Source organism: Enterobacter cloacae complex sp. IR5403 (genome assembly GCF_049238705.1).
Classification (GTDB): domain Bacteria; phylum Pseudomonadota; class Gammaproteobacteria; order Enterobacterales; family Enterobacteriaceae; genus Enterobacter; species Enterobacter hormaechei_C.
This window is the reverse complement of the sequence record NZ_JBMKHP010000007.1, coordinates 1-15,546: the sequence shown is the minus strand read 5'-3', so window position 1 is coordinate 15,546 and position 15,546 is coordinate 1. Positions and strand designations below refer to the sequence as shown.

Below are 15,546 nucleotides of genomic sequence, written 5' to 3'. Positions count from 1 at the left end.
GAGTTTTCATCAAGTGACAGCGAGGCAAAGAGATTATATGTTGAGTGAAAACCGATCAGCCGATGAGGATGTTATGAGTCAGCCTGTAATAACGTTGTGGTCCGATGCGAACTTTTTTTCTCCTTATGTCATGAGCGTTTATGTGGCGCTGGCAGAAAAGGGGCTTACTTTTAGTCTGAAAACCGTTGACCTGGACAGCGGCGAACATCTGAAGCCTCAGTGGCAGGGCTACGCGCTCACCCGCCGTGTCCCTGTGCTGGAGATTGACGGTTTTGAGTTGAGTGAATCCTCGGCGATTGACGAGTACCTTGAGGACCGCTTTGCCCCGCCAGAGTGGGAACGCATCTATCCTCACGATCTGCAAAAGCGCGCCCGCGCCCGCCAGATCCAGGCGTGGCTGCGTAGCGACCTGGTGCCGATTCGCACAGAACGCTCCACGGACGTGGTGTTCGCTGGCGTCAAAAAGCCCGCCCTCAGCGAGGCGGGCTTATCCAGCGCCCGGAAGCTGATTGAAACCGCGTCATCGCTGCTGGCGCAGGGTAACCCCAACCTGTTTGGCGAGTGGTGTATTGCCGACACCGATCTGGCGCTGATGCTCAATCGCCTGATCCTCAACGGCGATGACGTCCCACAGCTGCTGGTGGATTACGCCACATTCCAGTGGCAACGCGCGTCGGTACAGCGCTACCTGGCACTCTCTGCTAAGCGCGCGGGCTGATAAGACGGGGCGCTTGAGGTATGATAGGGGCAGTCTGAATTCCCGAGGAGTAACTGATGAAACTGATGTTTGCGTCGGATATTCATGGATCGCTGCCCGCGACCGAACGCGTGCTTTCTCTGTTCGCCCAAAGCGGGGCGCAATGGCTGGTGATCCTGGGCGACGTGTTAAACCACGGCCCACGCAATGCGTTGCCGGAAGGCTATGCTCCCGCGCAGGTGGCGGAAAAACTTAATCATTTTGCCTCGCGCATTATCGCCGTTCGCGGCAACTGCGACAGCGAAGTTGACCAGATGCTGCTGCATTTTCCCATCACCGCTCCCTGGCAACAGGTGTTGATGGAAAACAGCCGTTTGTTCCTGACCCACGGGCACCTGTTCGGCCCCAATAACCTGCCGTCACTCGCCGCTGGCGATGTCCTGGTTTATGGTCATACTCATATTCCGGTGGCGGAAAAACGCGGGGCGTTTTATCACTTTAACCCCGGGTCTGTTAGCATTCCTAAAGGCGGCAACCCGGCAAGCTACGGCATGTATGAAGACGGGACATTAAGCGTTATCGCACTTAATGATCAGCAAGTTATTGCGCAGATAGCGATTAATCCGTAAGTTACACCACAACTGCAAACGCGCCGAAAGAGCGCTTAGACGAGAAGGTTTCCCGATGGTGGAGCAGAATCATTTGGCAAGTACTGAGTGGGTTGACATTGTCAGCGAAGAGAATGAAGTGATCGCGCAGGCCAGCCGCGAACAAATGCGTGCGGAGCGTCTGCGTCACCGCGCGACGTACATCGTTGTTCATGACGGCATGGGCAAGATTCTGGTCCAGCGTCGCACCGACACCAAAGATTTTCTTCCTGGTATGCTGGATGCCACAGCGGGTGGCGTTGTGCAGGCCGATGAAGTATTGCTGGATTCCGCGCGTCGTGAAGCGGAAGAAGAGTTAGGTATCGCTGGCGTGCCGTTTGCCGAGCACGGGCAGTTTTATTTCGAAGATGAGCATTGTCGCGTCTGGGGCGGGCTGTTCAGCTGCGTTTCCCACGGGCCTTTCGCCTTGCAGGAAGAGGAAGTGAGCGAAGTGTGCTGGATGACGCCGGAAGAGATCACCGCGCGTTGCGACGAGTTCACGCCGGATTCCCTTAAAGCACTGGCGCTGTGGATGACCCGCAACGCCAAAAACGAATCCGCTAAACCGGAAAATAAGGCGGAAAAAGAGGAAGAGGCTGAGTAAGCCTTAACAGCTTTCCCGCAGACACAGGCTGGACGCGATGGGTTTATGGTCGCGCCAGTCTCCGTCATTCAGACGTTCCAGTAACGCTTTCCCGGCTTCAATCCCAATCTTGCGATGCGGTACTGCCATCGTCGTCAGCGGCGGCTGACAGACGCGGCTGACGTCGCTGTCGCCAAAGCCCACGACCGCTAAATCGTCCGGCACTTTGATGCGCCGACGCTGGCACTCATACAGCGCGCCGCAGGCCAGTTCATCTGACACGCACACCAGCGCATCCAGCTCCGGCCACGCCAGCAGGAACTCTGGCAATTGTGCCGCACCGGTGGAGAAGTTCGGCGGCATGGCGGCATTAATCACTCTGTTTGGCGACAGGTGGTGGCGCAGCATCGCCTTGTACCAGCCCTGCAAGTGCTGCTGAAAAATCCACTGCTCCTGGTTAGCGCACAGCAGGCCGATATTCTGGTAGCCACGCTGAATCACCATCTCGGTAAGTTCATACATGGCGGCGACGTTATCAATCCCGATATTCATATCAATCGGATCGGCACGCATTGCACCCATTTCCATCACCGGGATAGAGGCGTTTTTCAGCCAGTGTCGCACAGTATCGGAGTGCTCAACGCTGAGCAGTATCGCCGCGGCGATATTCGAGGCCAGCAGCGTTTCAAGCAGTTTCTCTTCCTGTTCAAGACGATGCTGAGATTCCGCCAGCATGATCTGATATCCGGCTGGCTGGAGCACCTGCTGTAGCCCGGCGAACATCTCGGAACAGCCAGCTTCGGAAAGATTGGGAACAACCATCGCAATCGTCCATGACGACGCCGATGCCAGTGCGCTGGCGGCAAGATTGGGCATATAACCCAGCTCCTGCACCGCGGCTTCAATTTTTTCACGCAGTTTATCGGAAACCTGTTCGGGCGTGCGGAGGGCACGGGAAACAGTCATCGTGCCTACGCCGGCAAGCTGTGCGACATCCGCGAGCGTTACTTTTCCGGTACTGCGCCGTTTTCGGGTTAAAGACATACATCTTCCTGCTGACAGGACGCGATTCAGTTTCATCCTTCATTTTACGTGACAGGCAGTATACGCCTTAAATCCCTTTTTTTGCTGTGATTTCGCACCATGATAGCAATTTGATAGCGCTATCACAGTTCTGCATGTTAGTCGTTGGTAGCGCTATCTTTGTGATCGCGATCGCAGTCATTGATTGATGGGTTGAATAGAGTTTGCCCATGTCTGGTCTTTAGCGGGAGTGAAAAATGCTCAAAAAGTGGATATATGATACAACCATCATCCTACAGGATAGCGTTGAAAGCTGGCCCCAGGCGCTGGAACTGTGCGCGAAACCGCTGCTGGATTTGCAGGTTATCGCGCCGGAATATGTCACGGCTATCATCGAGCAGCACCACACGTTAGGTCCCTACTATGTGCTGGCTCCAGGGCTGGCAATGCCACATGCGCGACCGGAAGAAGGAGCGAAAGGACTTGGCCTGTCATTATTAAAACTGAAACAGGGCGTCTCTTTTGGTGCCGGTGAGTTTGACCCCGTCGATGTGATTGTGATGCTGGCGGCGCCGGACAAGCATAGCCATATCGAAATGATCTCGGCCTTAGCGGAATTATTTTCCAGCGACGAAGATATGGCTGAATTACATCGGGCGAACACGCTGGAGGAGATAAAAACCATCATCGATCGCTTCTGATTTAATAATTTAATCCGATTCATCTCAACATTACGCGTCAGCGTGATGGGGCGTACTCTACTCAAAAAAGGGGATAACAATGAAAATCATGGCTATTTGCGGCTCCGGCCTGGGCAGCAGTTTTATGGTCGAAATGAATATTAAAAAGGTGCTCAAAAAACTGGAAATTGAGGCCGAGGTTGAACACTCCGATCTCTCCTCGGCCACGCCGGGCGCGGCGGACCTGTTTGTAATGGCGAAAGACATTGCCGCCAGCGCCAGCGTGCCGGAAAGCCAGCTGGTGGTGATCAACAATATCATCGATATCAACGAACTCGAAGCGCAGCTGCGCGCCTGGTTCGAAAGACAATAATCCTGATAAGGCGAGGTGGATATGTTTATCCTTGAAACGCTGAATTTCGTTGTTGATATTTTAAAAGTCCCTTCAGTACTGGTCGGGTTAATTGCCCTGATTGGTCTGGTGGCGCAGAAAAAAGCCTTTTCGGATGTGGTAAAAGGCACAATTAAAACCATTCTCGGCTTTATTGTATTGGGCGGCGGCGCAACCGTGCTGGTGGGCTCTTTAAATCCGCTCGGCGGTATGTTTGAGCACGCCTTTAATATTCAGGGCATTATTCCCAACAATGAAGCTATTGTGTCGATTGCCCTGGAAAAATATGGCGCTTCCACCGCGCTCATTATGGCCTTCGGGATGGTGGCGAATATTATTGTTGCGCGCTTTACCCGCCTGAAATACATCTTCCTGACCGGGCATCACACCTTCTACATGGCATGCATGATTGGCGTGATCCTGACGGTTGCAGGTTTCGAGGGGGTCGGGCTGGTCTTTACCGGTTCGTTGATCCTCGGCCTGATTATGGCCTTCTTCCCGGCGATTGCGCAGCGCTATATGAAGCGTATTACCGGCAACGATGAGATCGCCTTCGGTCATTTCGGCACGCTGGGCTACGTGCTGTCCGGCTGGATTGGCAGCAAGGTTGGCAAAGGCTCGCGCTCCACCGAAGAGATGAACCTGCCGAAGAACCTTAGCTTCCTGCGTGACAGTTCAATCTCCATCTCCCTGACCATGATGATTATCTACCTGATCATGGCGGTGAGCGCCGGACGTGAGTACGTGGAGGCCACCTTCAGCGGCGGCCAGAACTACCTGGTGTACGCCATCATTATGGCCATCACCTTCGCGGCAGGCGTGTTCATCATCTTGCAGGGCGTGCGCCTGATTCTGGCGGAAATCGTCCCGGCCTTTACCGGCTTCTCGGAAAAACTGGTGCCCAATGCGCGGCCTGCGCTGGACTGCCCGGTGGTTTACCCGTATGCGCCAAACGCGGTACTGATTGGCTTCCTGTTTAGCTTCCTCGGCGGGATTGTGGGCTTGTTCATCTGCGGTCAGTTTAGCTGGGTGCTGATCCTCCCGGGCGTCGTGCCGCACTTCTTCACCGGCGCAACGGCAGGCGTGTTTGGTAACGCCACCGGCGGACGTCGCGGGGCGATGATTGGCGCGTTTGCTAACGGCCTGCTGATCACCTTCCTCCCGGTCCTGCTGCTGCCTGTTCTGGGCGCAATTGGCTTTGCGAATACGACCTTCTCGGACGCTGATTTTGGTGCGGTCGGGATTGTGCTGGGCAACCTGGCACGCTTCCTGTCGCCGCTTGCCATCACCGGACTGGTTGTTGTGTTGTTCGCGCTGCTGGTGGCCTACAACGTCTTCGCTAAAAACAAACCTGCCAGCGGTAACGCGCAGGAAAACCCCGGAGCCAAATCATGAATGAGAATGAAATAACCGAACTGGCGCGTCAGATCCGCCTTGAGACGCTGAAATCCCTTACGCAGCTGGGTTTTGGTCACTACGGCGGCAGCATGTCAGTCGTTGAAACGCTGGCCGTTCTGTACGGCGCGGTAATGAAAATTGACCCGGCCGATCCGGACTGGCCAGAGCGCGATTACTTTGTGCTGTCGAAAGGCCATGCGGGGCCGGCGCTGTACAGCACGCTGGCGATTAAGGGCTACTTCCCAATTGAAGAGCTGAGTACGCTGAACCAGAACGGGACGCGTCTGCCAAGTCACCCGGATCGCCTGAAAACACGCGGCGTGGATGCCACCACCGGATCACTGGGGCAGGGGATCTCCATCGCTGGCGGCATGGCGCTGTCGCACAAGCTGGCAGGAAGGCCAAACCGGGTGTTTTGCATCGTTGGCGACGGAGAACTGAATGAAGGACAGTGCTGGGAAGCCTTCCAGTTTATCGCTCACCATCGACTGAACAATCTGACGGTATTCGTGGACTGGAACAAACAGCAGCTCGACGGCGAGCTGGACGAAATCATCAGCGCCTTCGACCTGGAAGGCAAATTCCGCGCCTTTGGTTTTGACGTGGTGACGGTGAAAGGGGATGACATTCCGGCGCTGCTGGAGGTGACCGCGCCGATCCCTGCGGCCGATGCGCGTCCGCGGGTGGTGATCCTCGACAGCATCAAAGGGCAGGGGGTGCCATACCTGGAACAGCTCAGCAACTCGCACCACCTGCGATTAACCGAGGAGAGCAAAGCGGCGCTCAACGAGACGATTCGCCAACTGGAGGCTTCACATGATTAAGGTTGCACCGACAGGACAGAAAGATGCCGTTGAGATGCGTAAGGTCTACGCGGGTTTTGTGGCAAAACAGATTGAGGCCGGGAGCGAGATCATTGCGCTCGAAGCGGATCTGATGAGTTCGATGGCGATGGACGGCGTAGCGCGTGATTATCCACAGCACGTCATCAACTGCGGCATTATGGAGGCCAACGTGATTGGGACGGCCGCCGGGCTGTCGCTCACCGGACGTAAGCCGTTCGTCCATACCTTTACCGCTTTTGCCAGCCGTCGCTGCTTCGACCAGCTGTTTATGTCCCTGGACTACCAGCGCAATAACGTGAAGGTTATTGCCTCGGATGCGGGCGTGACGGCCTGCCACAACGGCGGGACGCATATGTCGTTCGAGGACATGGGCATCGTGCGCGGTCTGGCGCATTCAGTCGTGCTGGAGGTGACCGATGCGGTGATGTTCGAAGATGTGCTGCGTCAGCTTATCGACCTGGAAGGCTTTTACTGGGTGCGGACCATCCGTAAACAGGCCCCGAGCGTGTATGCCCCGGGGTCAACCTTCACCATCGGCAAGGGCAACGTGCTGCGCGAGGGAACCGATATTACCCTGATTGCTAACGGCATTATGGTGGCGGAAGCGCTGGAGGCGGCGCGCCAGCTGGAGCAGGAGGGGGTAAGCGCAGCGGTCATCGACATGTTTACCCTGAAGCCCATCGATCGGATGCTGGTGAAAAACTATGCCGAGAAAACCGGGCGTATTGTGACCTGCGAAAACCACAGCATTCACAACGGGCTGGGGTCGGCGGTGGCGGAAGTGCTGGTGGAAACCTGTCCGGTGCCCCTGCGTCGGGTGGGGGTGAAGGAACGGTATGGTCAGGTGGGTACGCAGGACTTCTTGCAAAAGGAGTATGGCCTGACGGCACATGACATTGTGTCGGCGGCGCGAGAGTTGCTGTAATAAAAAAGGCGACCATTTGTGGTCGCCTTTTTGTTGCCCGGTGGCGCTCGCGCTTACCGGGCCTACGGTCCTGTAGGCCGGATAAGCGAAGCGCCATCCGGCAAGACCTTACAATTACTGCTGCTGGGAAGACTGAATCGCCGTCAGCGCGATGGTGTAGACGATATCGTCAACCAGCGCACCACGGGACAGGTCGTTCACAGGTTTGCGCATGCCTTGCAGCATTGGCCCGATGGAGATCAGGTCTGCTGAACGCTGTACCGCTTTATAGGTGGTGTTACCGGTGTTCAGATCCGGGAAGATGAACACGGTAGCGCGACCTGCAACCGGCGAGTTCGGCGCTTTGGATTTCGCCACGTCAGCCATTACCGCGGCATCGTACTGGAGCGGGCCGTCGATCATCAGATCCGGACGTTTTTCCTGTGCAATGCGGGTTGCTTCACGGACTTTCTCTACGTCACTACCTGCACCAGAGGTGCCGGTGGAGTAGGAGAGCATCGCGACGCGTGGTTCGATACCAAAGGCAATCGCGGAGTCCGCAGACTGGATAGCGATTTCTGCCAGCTGCTCTGCGGTTGGGTCCGGGTTGATCGCGCAGTCGCCGTAAACGTAAACCTGTTCAGGCAGCAGCATGAAGAACACGGAGGAGACCAGAGAGCTGCCCGGTGCGGTTTTGATCAGCTGCAACGGTGGGCGGATGGTGTTCGCGGTGGTGTGAACCGCACCGGAAACCAGACCGTCAACTTCGTCCTGCTCCAGCATCAGCGTACCCAGCACCACGTTGTCTTCCAGCTGCTCGCGCGCAACGGCTTCGGTCATGCCTTTGTTCTTACGCAGCTCAACCAGACGGGCAACGTAGCTTTCACGGACCACGTCAGGATCAACGATTTCGATGCCCGCGCCCAGCTCAACGCCCTGAGACGCCGCAACGCGGTTGATCTCATCCGGGTTACCCAGCAGCACACAGGTCGCGATACCGCGCTCTGCACAGATGGCCGCCGCTTTAACGGTACGTGGTTCGTCGCCTTCTGGCAGAACCACGCGTTTGCCCGCTTTACGCGCCAGCTCGGTCAGCTGGTAACGGAAGGCTGGAGGAGACAGACGACGGCTGCGCTCGGAAGTCGCCGTCAGGGATTCGATCCAGTCTGCGTTGATGTAGCCCGCAACGTATTCCTGAACTTTCTCGATACGCTCGTGGTCATCAACCGGCACTTCGAGGTTGAAGCTTTGCAGGCTCAGGGAGGTCTGCCAGGTGTTGGTGTTCACCATGAAGACTGGCAGGCCAGTGGCGAACGCACGTTCGCACAGCTTGCTGATACGCGCGTCCATTTCGTAGCCGCCGGTCAGCAGAATGGCACCGATTTCCACGCCGTTCATCGCCGCCAGGCAGGCAGCGACCAGCACGTCCGGACGGTCTGCGGAGGTCACCAGCAGGGAACCTGCGCGGAAGTGCTCCAGCATGTGCGGAATGCTGCGCGCACAGAAGGTCACGGACTTCACGCGGCGGGTGTTGATATCGCCTTCGTTGATCACGGTGGCGTTCAGGTGACGCGCCATATCGATTGCACGGGTGGCAATCAGATCGAAGCTCCATGGCACCGCGCCCAGAACAGGCAGCGGGCTGGAATCCTGCAACTTAGCCGGGTCAACTTTGATGACTTTTGCTTTGGAAGAGTCGTCAAAAATTTCGGACAGGTCAGGACGCGTACGGCCCTGCTCATCTACTGGCGCGTTCAGCTTGTTAACAATCACGCCGGTGATGCTGGTGTTTTTCGCACCGCCAAAGCTGCTGCGCGTCAGTTCGATACGCTCTTTCAGCTGCTCTGGGGTATCCGTGCCCTGAGACATCACGAAAACGATCTCTGCGTTCAGGGTTTTCGCGATTTCAAAGTTCAGAGACTGGGCAAACTGGTGTTTACGGGTCGGGACCAGGCCTTCAACCAGCACCACTTCCGCGTCCTGCGCGTTTGCGTGGTAGTTGGCAATGATCTCTTCCATCAGCACGTCTTTCTGGTTGCTGGAGAGCAGAGATTCAACGTGGCTCATCTTCAGCGGTTCAGCCGCTGGCAGATTGGAGTTCTTGCGCACGATGGTGGTGGTCTGGTCTGGCGCATCGCCACCGGCACGTGGCTGGGCGATAGGCTTAAAGACGCTCAGACGAACGCCTTTGCGTTCCATAGCGCGGATCACGCCGAGGCTGACGCTGGTCAGGCCGACGCTGGTTCCGGTAGGGATCAGCATAATAGTACGGGACACGGTTTATCCTCTTTCGTTACCGCCGCGTTGGGCGGGTTACAAAACAGCACCGCCAGCATTGCTGGCGGTGTGGAATCAGGCAGTCAGGCGGTGCGCGTCTTGCGCGATGACCAGCTCTTCGTTAGTTGGGATAACGATAGCAGGGCGGGTGCCTTCTTTGTTGATGAAGCCAGACTTGCCGAAGCGGGCAGCCAGGTTACGCTCATGATCAACTTCGAAGCCCAGAACGCCCAGTTTGCCCAGGGACAGTTCACGTACCATTGCCGCGTTCTCACCGATGCCGCCGGTGAAGATAACAGCATCCAGACGGCCTTCCATCAGCGCGGTGTAAGAACCGATGTACTTCGCCAGACGGTGGCAATAAACGTCCATTGCACGTTTAGCGTCAGCTTTTTCTGCGTAGTTGTCTTCAACGTAACGGCAGTCGCTGGTGACCTCGGTCAGGCCCAGCAGGCCAGACTCTTTGGTCAGCATTTTGTTGATGTCGTCAACGCTCATGCCCAGGGTGTCGTGCAGGTGGAAGATGATCGCCGGGTCGATATCACCGGAACGGGTACCCATCACCAGACCTTCCAGCGGGGTCAGACCCATAGAGGTGTCAACACACTTACCGTTGCGGATAGCGGAAACAGAACCACCGTTGCCCAGATGGCAGGTGATAATGTTGACTTCTTCAACCGGCTTGTTCAGCACTTTTGCGGCTTCCTGAGTCACATAGAAGTGGCTGGTGCCGTGAGCGCCGTAACGACGGACGCCGTGCTCTTTGTACAGGCTGTATGGCAGGGCATAGAGGTAAGACTCTTCCGGCATGGTCTGATGGAACGCGGTATCAAACACGGCCACGTTTTTGTCTTTCAGACTCGGGAAGGATTTCAGTGCTTCAGCGATACCGATCAGGTGAGCCGGGTTATGCAGCGGTGCGAAAGACGCAGAGTCTTTGATACCCTGAATCACGGAGTCGTCGATTACCACGGAACTGGTGTATTTTTCGCCGCCATGGACGATACGGTGACCAATTGCGGTCAGCTGAGCAGACAGTTCTGGTTTTTGTGCCAGAATAGTGTTAACGATAAAGTTCAGCGCTTCACTGTGAGCGGCGCCTGCACCTAAAGCCGCTTCTTGTTTGCTGCCGTCCATCTTCCACTTGATACGTGCTTCAGGCAGATGGAAACATTCGGCCAAACCAGAGAGGTACTCGTCACCGTTGAGCGCATCGATGATGGCGAATTTCAGTGAGGAGCTACCGCAGTTCAGAACCAGTACTAACTTACTCGACATGGAAGTACCTATTATTGATACGTGGCTAAAAAAACGTCAGTGAGTCTAAAAGCGTAACGCATGCTGACCCAGACATTTATGATTAACATCATGCCAAACGAACATTCTGGCAGGATGGAAGAAATACCTATGATTTTAAGCCATTTTGAACATTTTTCAGACAATGGCATAATATGCGATAATTTGACGAGTTAACGCTTATCGTCTACGGCCCTATCAGGCTGGCACAGGATACCCGATACGGGGTAGCGATGACAAAATATTTTGAACGTTGTCATAGCCTGTTGTGGTTTTGCACGAAAATTTTAATTTTTATATGTGAAGTTGAGGTACAGCCATGTCGACACCCGAAATCCCGTCCGTGAACTTTTTTAGTCTGTTTCGTCGGGGACAGCATTACGCAAAGACATGGCCGATGGAAAAGCGCCTCGCGCCCATGTTTATTGAAAATCGCACTATTCGCGCCACGCGCTATGCGATTCGCTTTATGCCCCCGATTGCCGTTTTTACCCTGTGCTGGCAGATAGCGTTAGGTGGACAGCTTGGCCCTGCCGTCGCGACGGCGCTCTTTGCGTTAAGCCTGCCGATGCAGGGGCTATGGTGGTTAGGGAAACGTTCCGTCACGCCACTTCCGCCTTCTATTTTACACTGGTTTTATGAAGTGCGTGGAAAGCTGGAGGAGGCGGGCCAGGCGCTGGCACCGGTTGAAGGCAAGCCGGACTATCAGGCGCTGGCGGATACCCTCAAGCGTGCGTTTAAACAGCTTGATAAAACATTCCTCGATGACTTGTGATTGATCATCGAAACGACGACCAAAAGAAGGCACAGTAACAATCAGTTACCGTGTCTTTTTTTTACAGTGCAATGCGCTACAGGAGTCGAAAGATGGAAATGACCCATGCTCAACGTCTGATTTTGTCTAACCAGTACAAGATGATGACTATGCTTGATCCCGATAACGCTGCGCGCTACAGCCGCCTGCAAACCATTGTCGAACGTGGTTTTGGCTTGCAGATGCGCGAACTGGATCGCGAATTTGGCGAACTGAAAGAGGAAACCTGCCGTATCGTTATCGACATCATGGAGATGTACCATGCGCTGCATGTGTCCTGGACCAATCTGAAGGACCAGCAGTCCATTGACGAGCGCCGCGTGACGTTCCTGGGCTTTGATGCCGCGACGGAAGCGCGCTATCTGAGCTATGTGCGCTTTATGGTGAATACCGAAGGGCGCTACACCCATTTTGATGCGGGTACGCACGGCTTCAACGCCCAGACCCCGATGTGGGATAAGTATCAACGTATGCTGAGCGCGTGGCACGCCTGTCCGCGTCAGTACCATTTAAGCAGCAACGAAATTCAACAAATCATTAATGCCTGACGGAGGTGCGTGTGCAGTGTAAAGGTTTTCTGTTTGATCTGGACGGTACGCTGGTGGATTCGCTGCCGGTGGTGGAGCGCTCGTGGTGCCACTGGGCCGACCGGCACGGCATCGACCATCAGGACGTACTGAATTTCATCCATGGTAAACAGGCCATTACCTCATTGCGGCACTTCCTGGCGGGACGTTCTGAGGAAGAGATTCAGGCGGAGTTCCGCTATCTTGAGCAGATAGAAGCTACCGATACCGAGGGCATCACCGCGCTGCCCGGTGCGCGTGAACTGCTTGAGCACCTGAATGAAGCGCAGATCCCGTGGGCTATCGTCACCTCCGGATCGGTTCCCGTCGCGCATGCCCGTCATAAGGCGGCAGGTTTACCGACGCCGGACGTCTTCATTACCGCTGAGCGCGTGAAGCGCGGCAAGCCTGAACCGGATGCGTTCCTGCTCGGCGCAGAACTGCTTGGCCTGGCGCCAGCGGAGTGCGTGGTGGTGGAAGACGCGGCGGCAGGCGTGCTGGCCGGGCTGAACGCCGGAAGCCACGTCATTGCCGTTAACGTCCCGGCGGGTTCCCCCCGGCTGGAGGAGGCGGATTTCGTGCTTAACACCCTGACCGCCATCGACGTCTCGAAGGCGTCAGACGGAGTTGTAACCGTCTCGCTAAAAATGTAATCCCATGATATAGCCCCGCATTACCGGGGCTTTTTTATGGCAGAATTGCTTCTCCTCCACTGACAAGGACATGTTGTGAACGGTGAACTGATTTGGGTCCTGAGCCTGCTGTTAATCGCCATCATTCTTTTTGCCACGGGCAAGGTGCGCATGGATGCCGTCGCCCTGTTTGTGATTGTCGCATTCGTTCTGAGCGGTACCCTTTCCCTGCCGGAAGCCTTTTCCGGGTTTAGCGATCCCAACGTTATTTTGATTGCCGCCCTGTTTATTATTGGCGACGGCCTGGTACGCACCGGCGTGGCGACGATGATGGGGTCGTGGCTGGTTAAGGTGGCGGGCAGCAGCGAAACCAAAATGCTGATTTACCTGATGCTGACGGTCGCCGGGCTGGGCGCGTTTATGAGCTCTACGGGCGTCGTGGCCATCTTTATTCCGGTCGTGCTGAGCGTCTGCATGAGAATGCAGATCTCCCCGTCGCGGCTGATGATGCCGTTGAGCTTCGCCGGACTCATCAGCGGCATGATGACGCTGGTCGCAACGCCGCCGAACCTCGTCGTGAACAGCGAACTGATCCGTGAGGGGCTTGAGGGGTTTAGCTTTTTCAGCGTTACGCCGATCGGGCTGGTGGTACTGGTGATGGGCATTATCTATATGTTATTGACCCGTTTCGCGCTGAAAGGGGAGAAGCAGGATAAAGCCAAAGAGGGCTGGAAGCGACGCTCTTTCCGCGATCTGATTAAAGAGTACCGTCTGACCGGGCGTGCCCGACGTCTGGCTATCCGCCCGGGATCGCCTATGGTGGGGCAGCGGCTGGATGACCTTAAGCTACGCGAACGCTATGGCGCGAACGTCATCGGGGTTGAGCGCTGGCGTCGTTTTCGTCGGGTGATCGTTAACGTGAACGGGGTGTCCGAGTTTCGCGCGCGTGACGTCCTGCTGATTGATATGTCCACCGCGGACGTGGATCTGCGGGAGTTTTGTAGCGAGCAGTTGCTGGAGCCGATGGTGCTGCGCGGCGAGTATTTCTCCGACCAGGCGCTGGATGTGGGAATGGCCGAGGTGTCGCTGATCCCGGAATCGGAGTTATTGGGCAAAACCGTGCGTGAAATCGGCTTTCGTACCCGCTATGGCCTCAACGTGGTGGGCCTGAAGCGCGATGGCGTAGCCCTTGAAGGGGCGGTGGTGGATGAGCCGATCCTGCTGGGGGATATCTTCCTCGTGGTCGGCAACTGGAAACTGATTAGCCAGCTCGGGCAGAAAGGCCGCGATTTTGTGGTGCTGAATATGCCGATAGAAGAGAGTGATGCATCACCGGCGCACAGCCAGGCGCCCCATGCGATTTTTTGCCTGGTATTGATGGTTGCCCTGATGCTGACGGACGAAATCCCTAACCCGGTGGCGGCGATAATCGCCTGTCTGTTAATGGGCAAATTCCGCTGTATCGACGCCGAAAGCGCTTACAAAGCGATTCACTGGCCGAGCATCATTCTCATCGTCGGGATGATGCCCTTCGCCCTGGCGCTACAGAAAACCGGCGGGGTGGATTTGATCGTGAAAGGCTTGATGGACGCGGGCGGGGGGTATGGTCCGTACCTGATGATGGTTTGCCTGTTCGTCATGTGCGCCACCATTGGTTTGTTCATCTCCAATACCGCAACGGCGGTGCTGATGGCGCCCATTGCGCTGGCGATGGCAAAATCGATGGGTGTTTCGCCGTATCCGTTTGCGATGATGGTTGCGATGGCGGCGTCCGCGGCATTTATGACGCCGGTCTCTTCCCCGGTCAATACGCTGGTGCTGGGGCCCGGGAATTATAGGTTCAGTGATTTCGTGAAGCTGGGTGTGCCATTCACCGTGCTGGTGATGGTGGTGTGCGTGGTATTGATACCGGTCCTGTTTCCCTTCTGAGCATTTTGCCGGGTGGCGGCTACGCCTTACCCGGCCTACAACCCCGTAGGCCCTGCAAGCGCAGCGCCGCTGGGCGAAAATCAGAGTGGCGAATCCTGGCTAATCTCATCCAGCGACAAATGGAAGCTCGGCACAAACACCTGCATAAAGTAATCCATCTCTTCGCTGCGACGAGATTCCAGCGTTTTCTCCAGACGCGTTTTTGCCAGTAAAAATTCGTTATTCCCGGCGGACAGCTCTTCCAGACACTTCAGGTAGGCGCACAGCGCATCGGCCTGCTTAACCAGGGATTTCTCCTCTTCCGTATACTGATGCTCGTCGATCAGCGGCCCGAAGATATCGCGCAGCTCTTCAGGCACCATGTCGATCAGCTTCTGCTGGGCAATCTTCTCAATGGCCTTATATTCCTGGGCAATCTGCGAGTTGAAATATTTCACCGGCGTAGGCAGATCCCCGGTCAGCACTTCCGATGCATCGTGGTACATCGCCAGCAGGGCGATACGTTCGGCATTCACCTGCCCGTTGAATTTGCGATTTTTAATCGCGGCCAGCGCGTGCGCGACCATGGCAACCTGCAAACTGTGCTCAGACACATTTTCAGTACGCACATTGCGCATCAGCGGCCAGCGGTTGATGAGCTTCAGGCGGGAGAGGTGGGCAAAGAAATGACTCTGACTCATAGGTTACCTTATGTCTTCACTGCGACAGACTTCATTGTGCGGGGAGGGGAGGGAAGATGCAAATTTGCGGATATTGCAGGCCGGGTAAGCGCAGTGTATGACCGGATACATAGGTGACAGATCAGACCGGGAACATAGGTAACACTTTTCAGTCTATCCGGAGCACACTCTGGGTTTTTCGGTC

At 55.9% G+C, this 15,546-nt stretch carries 16 protein-coding genes; 12 read left to right on the top strand and 4 right to left on the bottom strand.

The window, feature by feature from the left end:
- The first annotated feature begins 73 nt into the window (after positions 1-73).
- Genes yfcF through yfcD form a run of 3 tightly spaced genes read left to right on the top strand, consistent with a single transcriptional unit; the run spans position 74 to position 1,948 of the window.
- Complete coding sequence (yfcF, locus tag ACOTW6_RS11930) at positions 74-718, top strand: glutathione transferase (protein ID WP_040117904.1); 645 nt, start codon at positions 74-76, stop codon at positions 716-718.
- 56 nt (positions 719-774) lie between these two features.
- The gene (gene yfcE, locus ACOTW6_RS11925) at positions 775-1,326 is read left to right on the top strand and encodes a phosphodiesterase (protein WP_047734978.1); all 552 of its coding nucleotides are present in this window, start codon (positions 775-777) and stop codon (positions 1,324-1,326) included.
- Between the two features lie 55 nt (positions 1,327-1,381).
- Positions 1,382-1,948 carry an NUDIX hydrolase YfcD gene (yfcD, locus tag ACOTW6_RS11920; RefSeq protein WP_006811396.1) on the top strand — a complete coding sequence of 189 codons (567 nt, stop codon included), beginning with the start codon at positions 1,382-1,384 and terminating at the stop codon, positions 1,946-1,948.
- Between the two features lie 3 nt (positions 1,949-1,951).
- On the opposite strand, the gene ACOTW6_RS11915 is transcribed toward yfcD, so the two are convergent.
- Positions 1,952-2,971, bottom strand: coding sequence for a LacI family DNA-binding transcriptional regulator (locus ACOTW6_RS11915; protein WP_017383439.1), 1,020 nt, complete (start codon positions 2,969-2,971; stop codon positions 1,952-1,954).
- Between the two features lie 236 nt (positions 2,972-3,207).
- Here ACOTW6_RS11915 and ACOTW6_RS11910 point away from each other — a divergent pair, with 236 nt between their 5' ends.
- The 5 genes from ACOTW6_RS11910 (at position 3,208) to ACOTW6_RS11890 (ending at position 7,189) form a co-directional block, all read left to right on the top strand.
- Positions 3,208-3,651 carry a PTS sugar transporter subunit IIA gene (locus ACOTW6_RS11910; protein ID WP_022651541.1) on the top strand — a complete coding sequence of 148 codons (444 nt, stop codon included), beginning with the start codon at positions 3,208-3,210 and terminating at the stop codon, positions 3,649-3,651.
- Between the two features lie 79 nt (positions 3,652-3,730).
- Positions 3,731-4,003, top strand: a complete 273-nt coding sequence (locus tag ACOTW6_RS11905) for a PTS sugar transporter subunit IIB (protein ID WP_003861447.1) — start codon at positions 3,731-3,733, stop codon at positions 4,001-4,003.
- A 21-nt stretch (positions 4,004-4,024) separates the two neighbouring features.
- Complete coding sequence (locus ACOTW6_RS11900; protein WP_017383437.1) at positions 4,025-5,416, top strand: PTS ascorbate transporter subunit IIC; 1,392 nt, start codon at positions 4,025-4,027, stop codon at positions 5,414-5,416.
- Positions 5,413-6,243: a transketolase gene (locus ACOTW6_RS11895; RefSeq protein ID WP_045308694.1), complete on the top strand. Its 831-nt coding sequence runs from the start codon at positions 5,413-5,415 to the stop codon at positions 6,241-6,243. The genes ACOTW6_RS11900 and ACOTW6_RS11895 overlap by 4 nt, the downstream gene beginning before the upstream one ends.
- The gene (locus ACOTW6_RS11890; RefSeq protein ID WP_003861452.1) at positions 6,236-7,189 is read left to right on the top strand and encodes a transketolase family protein; all 954 of its coding nucleotides are present in this window, start codon (positions 6,236-6,238) and stop codon (positions 7,187-7,189) included. Before ACOTW6_RS11895 ends, ACOTW6_RS11890 begins: the two co-directional genes overlap by 8 nt.
- Before the next feature lie 114 nt (positions 7,190-7,303).
- Here the strand turns inward: ACOTW6_RS11890 and pta are convergent, their stop codons facing one another.
- The gene (gene pta / locus ACOTW6_RS11885) at positions 7,304-9,445 is read right to left on the bottom strand and encodes a phosphate acetyltransferase (RefSeq protein WP_047636877.1); all 2,142 of its coding nucleotides are present in this window, start codon (positions 9,443-9,445) and stop codon (positions 7,304-7,306) included.
- Positions 9,446-9,520: 75 nt separating this feature from the next.
- Positions 9,521-10,723, bottom strand: coding sequence for an acetate kinase (gene ackA, locus ACOTW6_RS11880; RefSeq protein WP_015572267.1), 1,203 nt, complete (start codon positions 10,721-10,723; stop codon positions 9,521-9,523).
- A 337-nt stretch (positions 10,724-11,060) separates the two neighbouring features.
- On the opposite strand from ackA, the gene yfbV reads away from it, so the two are divergent.
- The 4 genes from yfbV (at position 11,061) to ACOTW6_RS11860 (ending at position 14,682) form a co-directional block, all read left to right on the top strand.
- Positions 11,061-11,516 (top strand): terminus macrodomain insulation protein YfbV, encoded by a 456-nt coding sequence (yfbV, locus tag ACOTW6_RS11875; RefSeq protein WP_003861459.1) that lies wholly within the window; start codon positions 11,061-11,063, stop codon positions 11,514-11,516.
- 92 nt (positions 11,517-11,608) lie between these two features.
- Positions 11,609-12,103, top strand: coding sequence for a YfbU family protein (locus ACOTW6_RS11870; protein ID WP_008502874.1), 495 nt, complete (start codon positions 11,609-11,611; stop codon positions 12,101-12,103).
- An 11-nt stretch (positions 12,104-12,114) separates the two neighbouring features.
- Positions 12,115-12,774 carry a sugar phosphatase gene (locus ACOTW6_RS11865; RefSeq protein WP_003861463.1) on the top strand — a complete coding sequence of 220 codons (660 nt, stop codon included), beginning with the start codon at positions 12,115-12,117 and terminating at the stop codon, positions 12,772-12,774.
- Between the two features lie 75 nt (positions 12,775-12,849).
- A complete protein-coding gene (locus tag ACOTW6_RS11860; RefSeq protein ID WP_045350222.1) occupies positions 12,850-14,682 on the top strand; it encodes an SLC13 family permease in 1,833 nt (610 codons plus the stop codon).
- A gap of 80 nt (positions 14,683-14,762) precedes the next feature.
- Here ACOTW6_RS11860 and yfbR read toward each other — a convergent pair whose 3' ends face one another.
- A complete protein-coding gene (gene yfbR, locus ACOTW6_RS11855; protein WP_047053290.1) occupies positions 14,763-15,362 on the bottom strand; it encodes a 5'-deoxynucleotidase in 600 nt (199 codons plus the stop codon).
- Positions 15,363-15,546 lie beyond the last annotated feature (184 nt).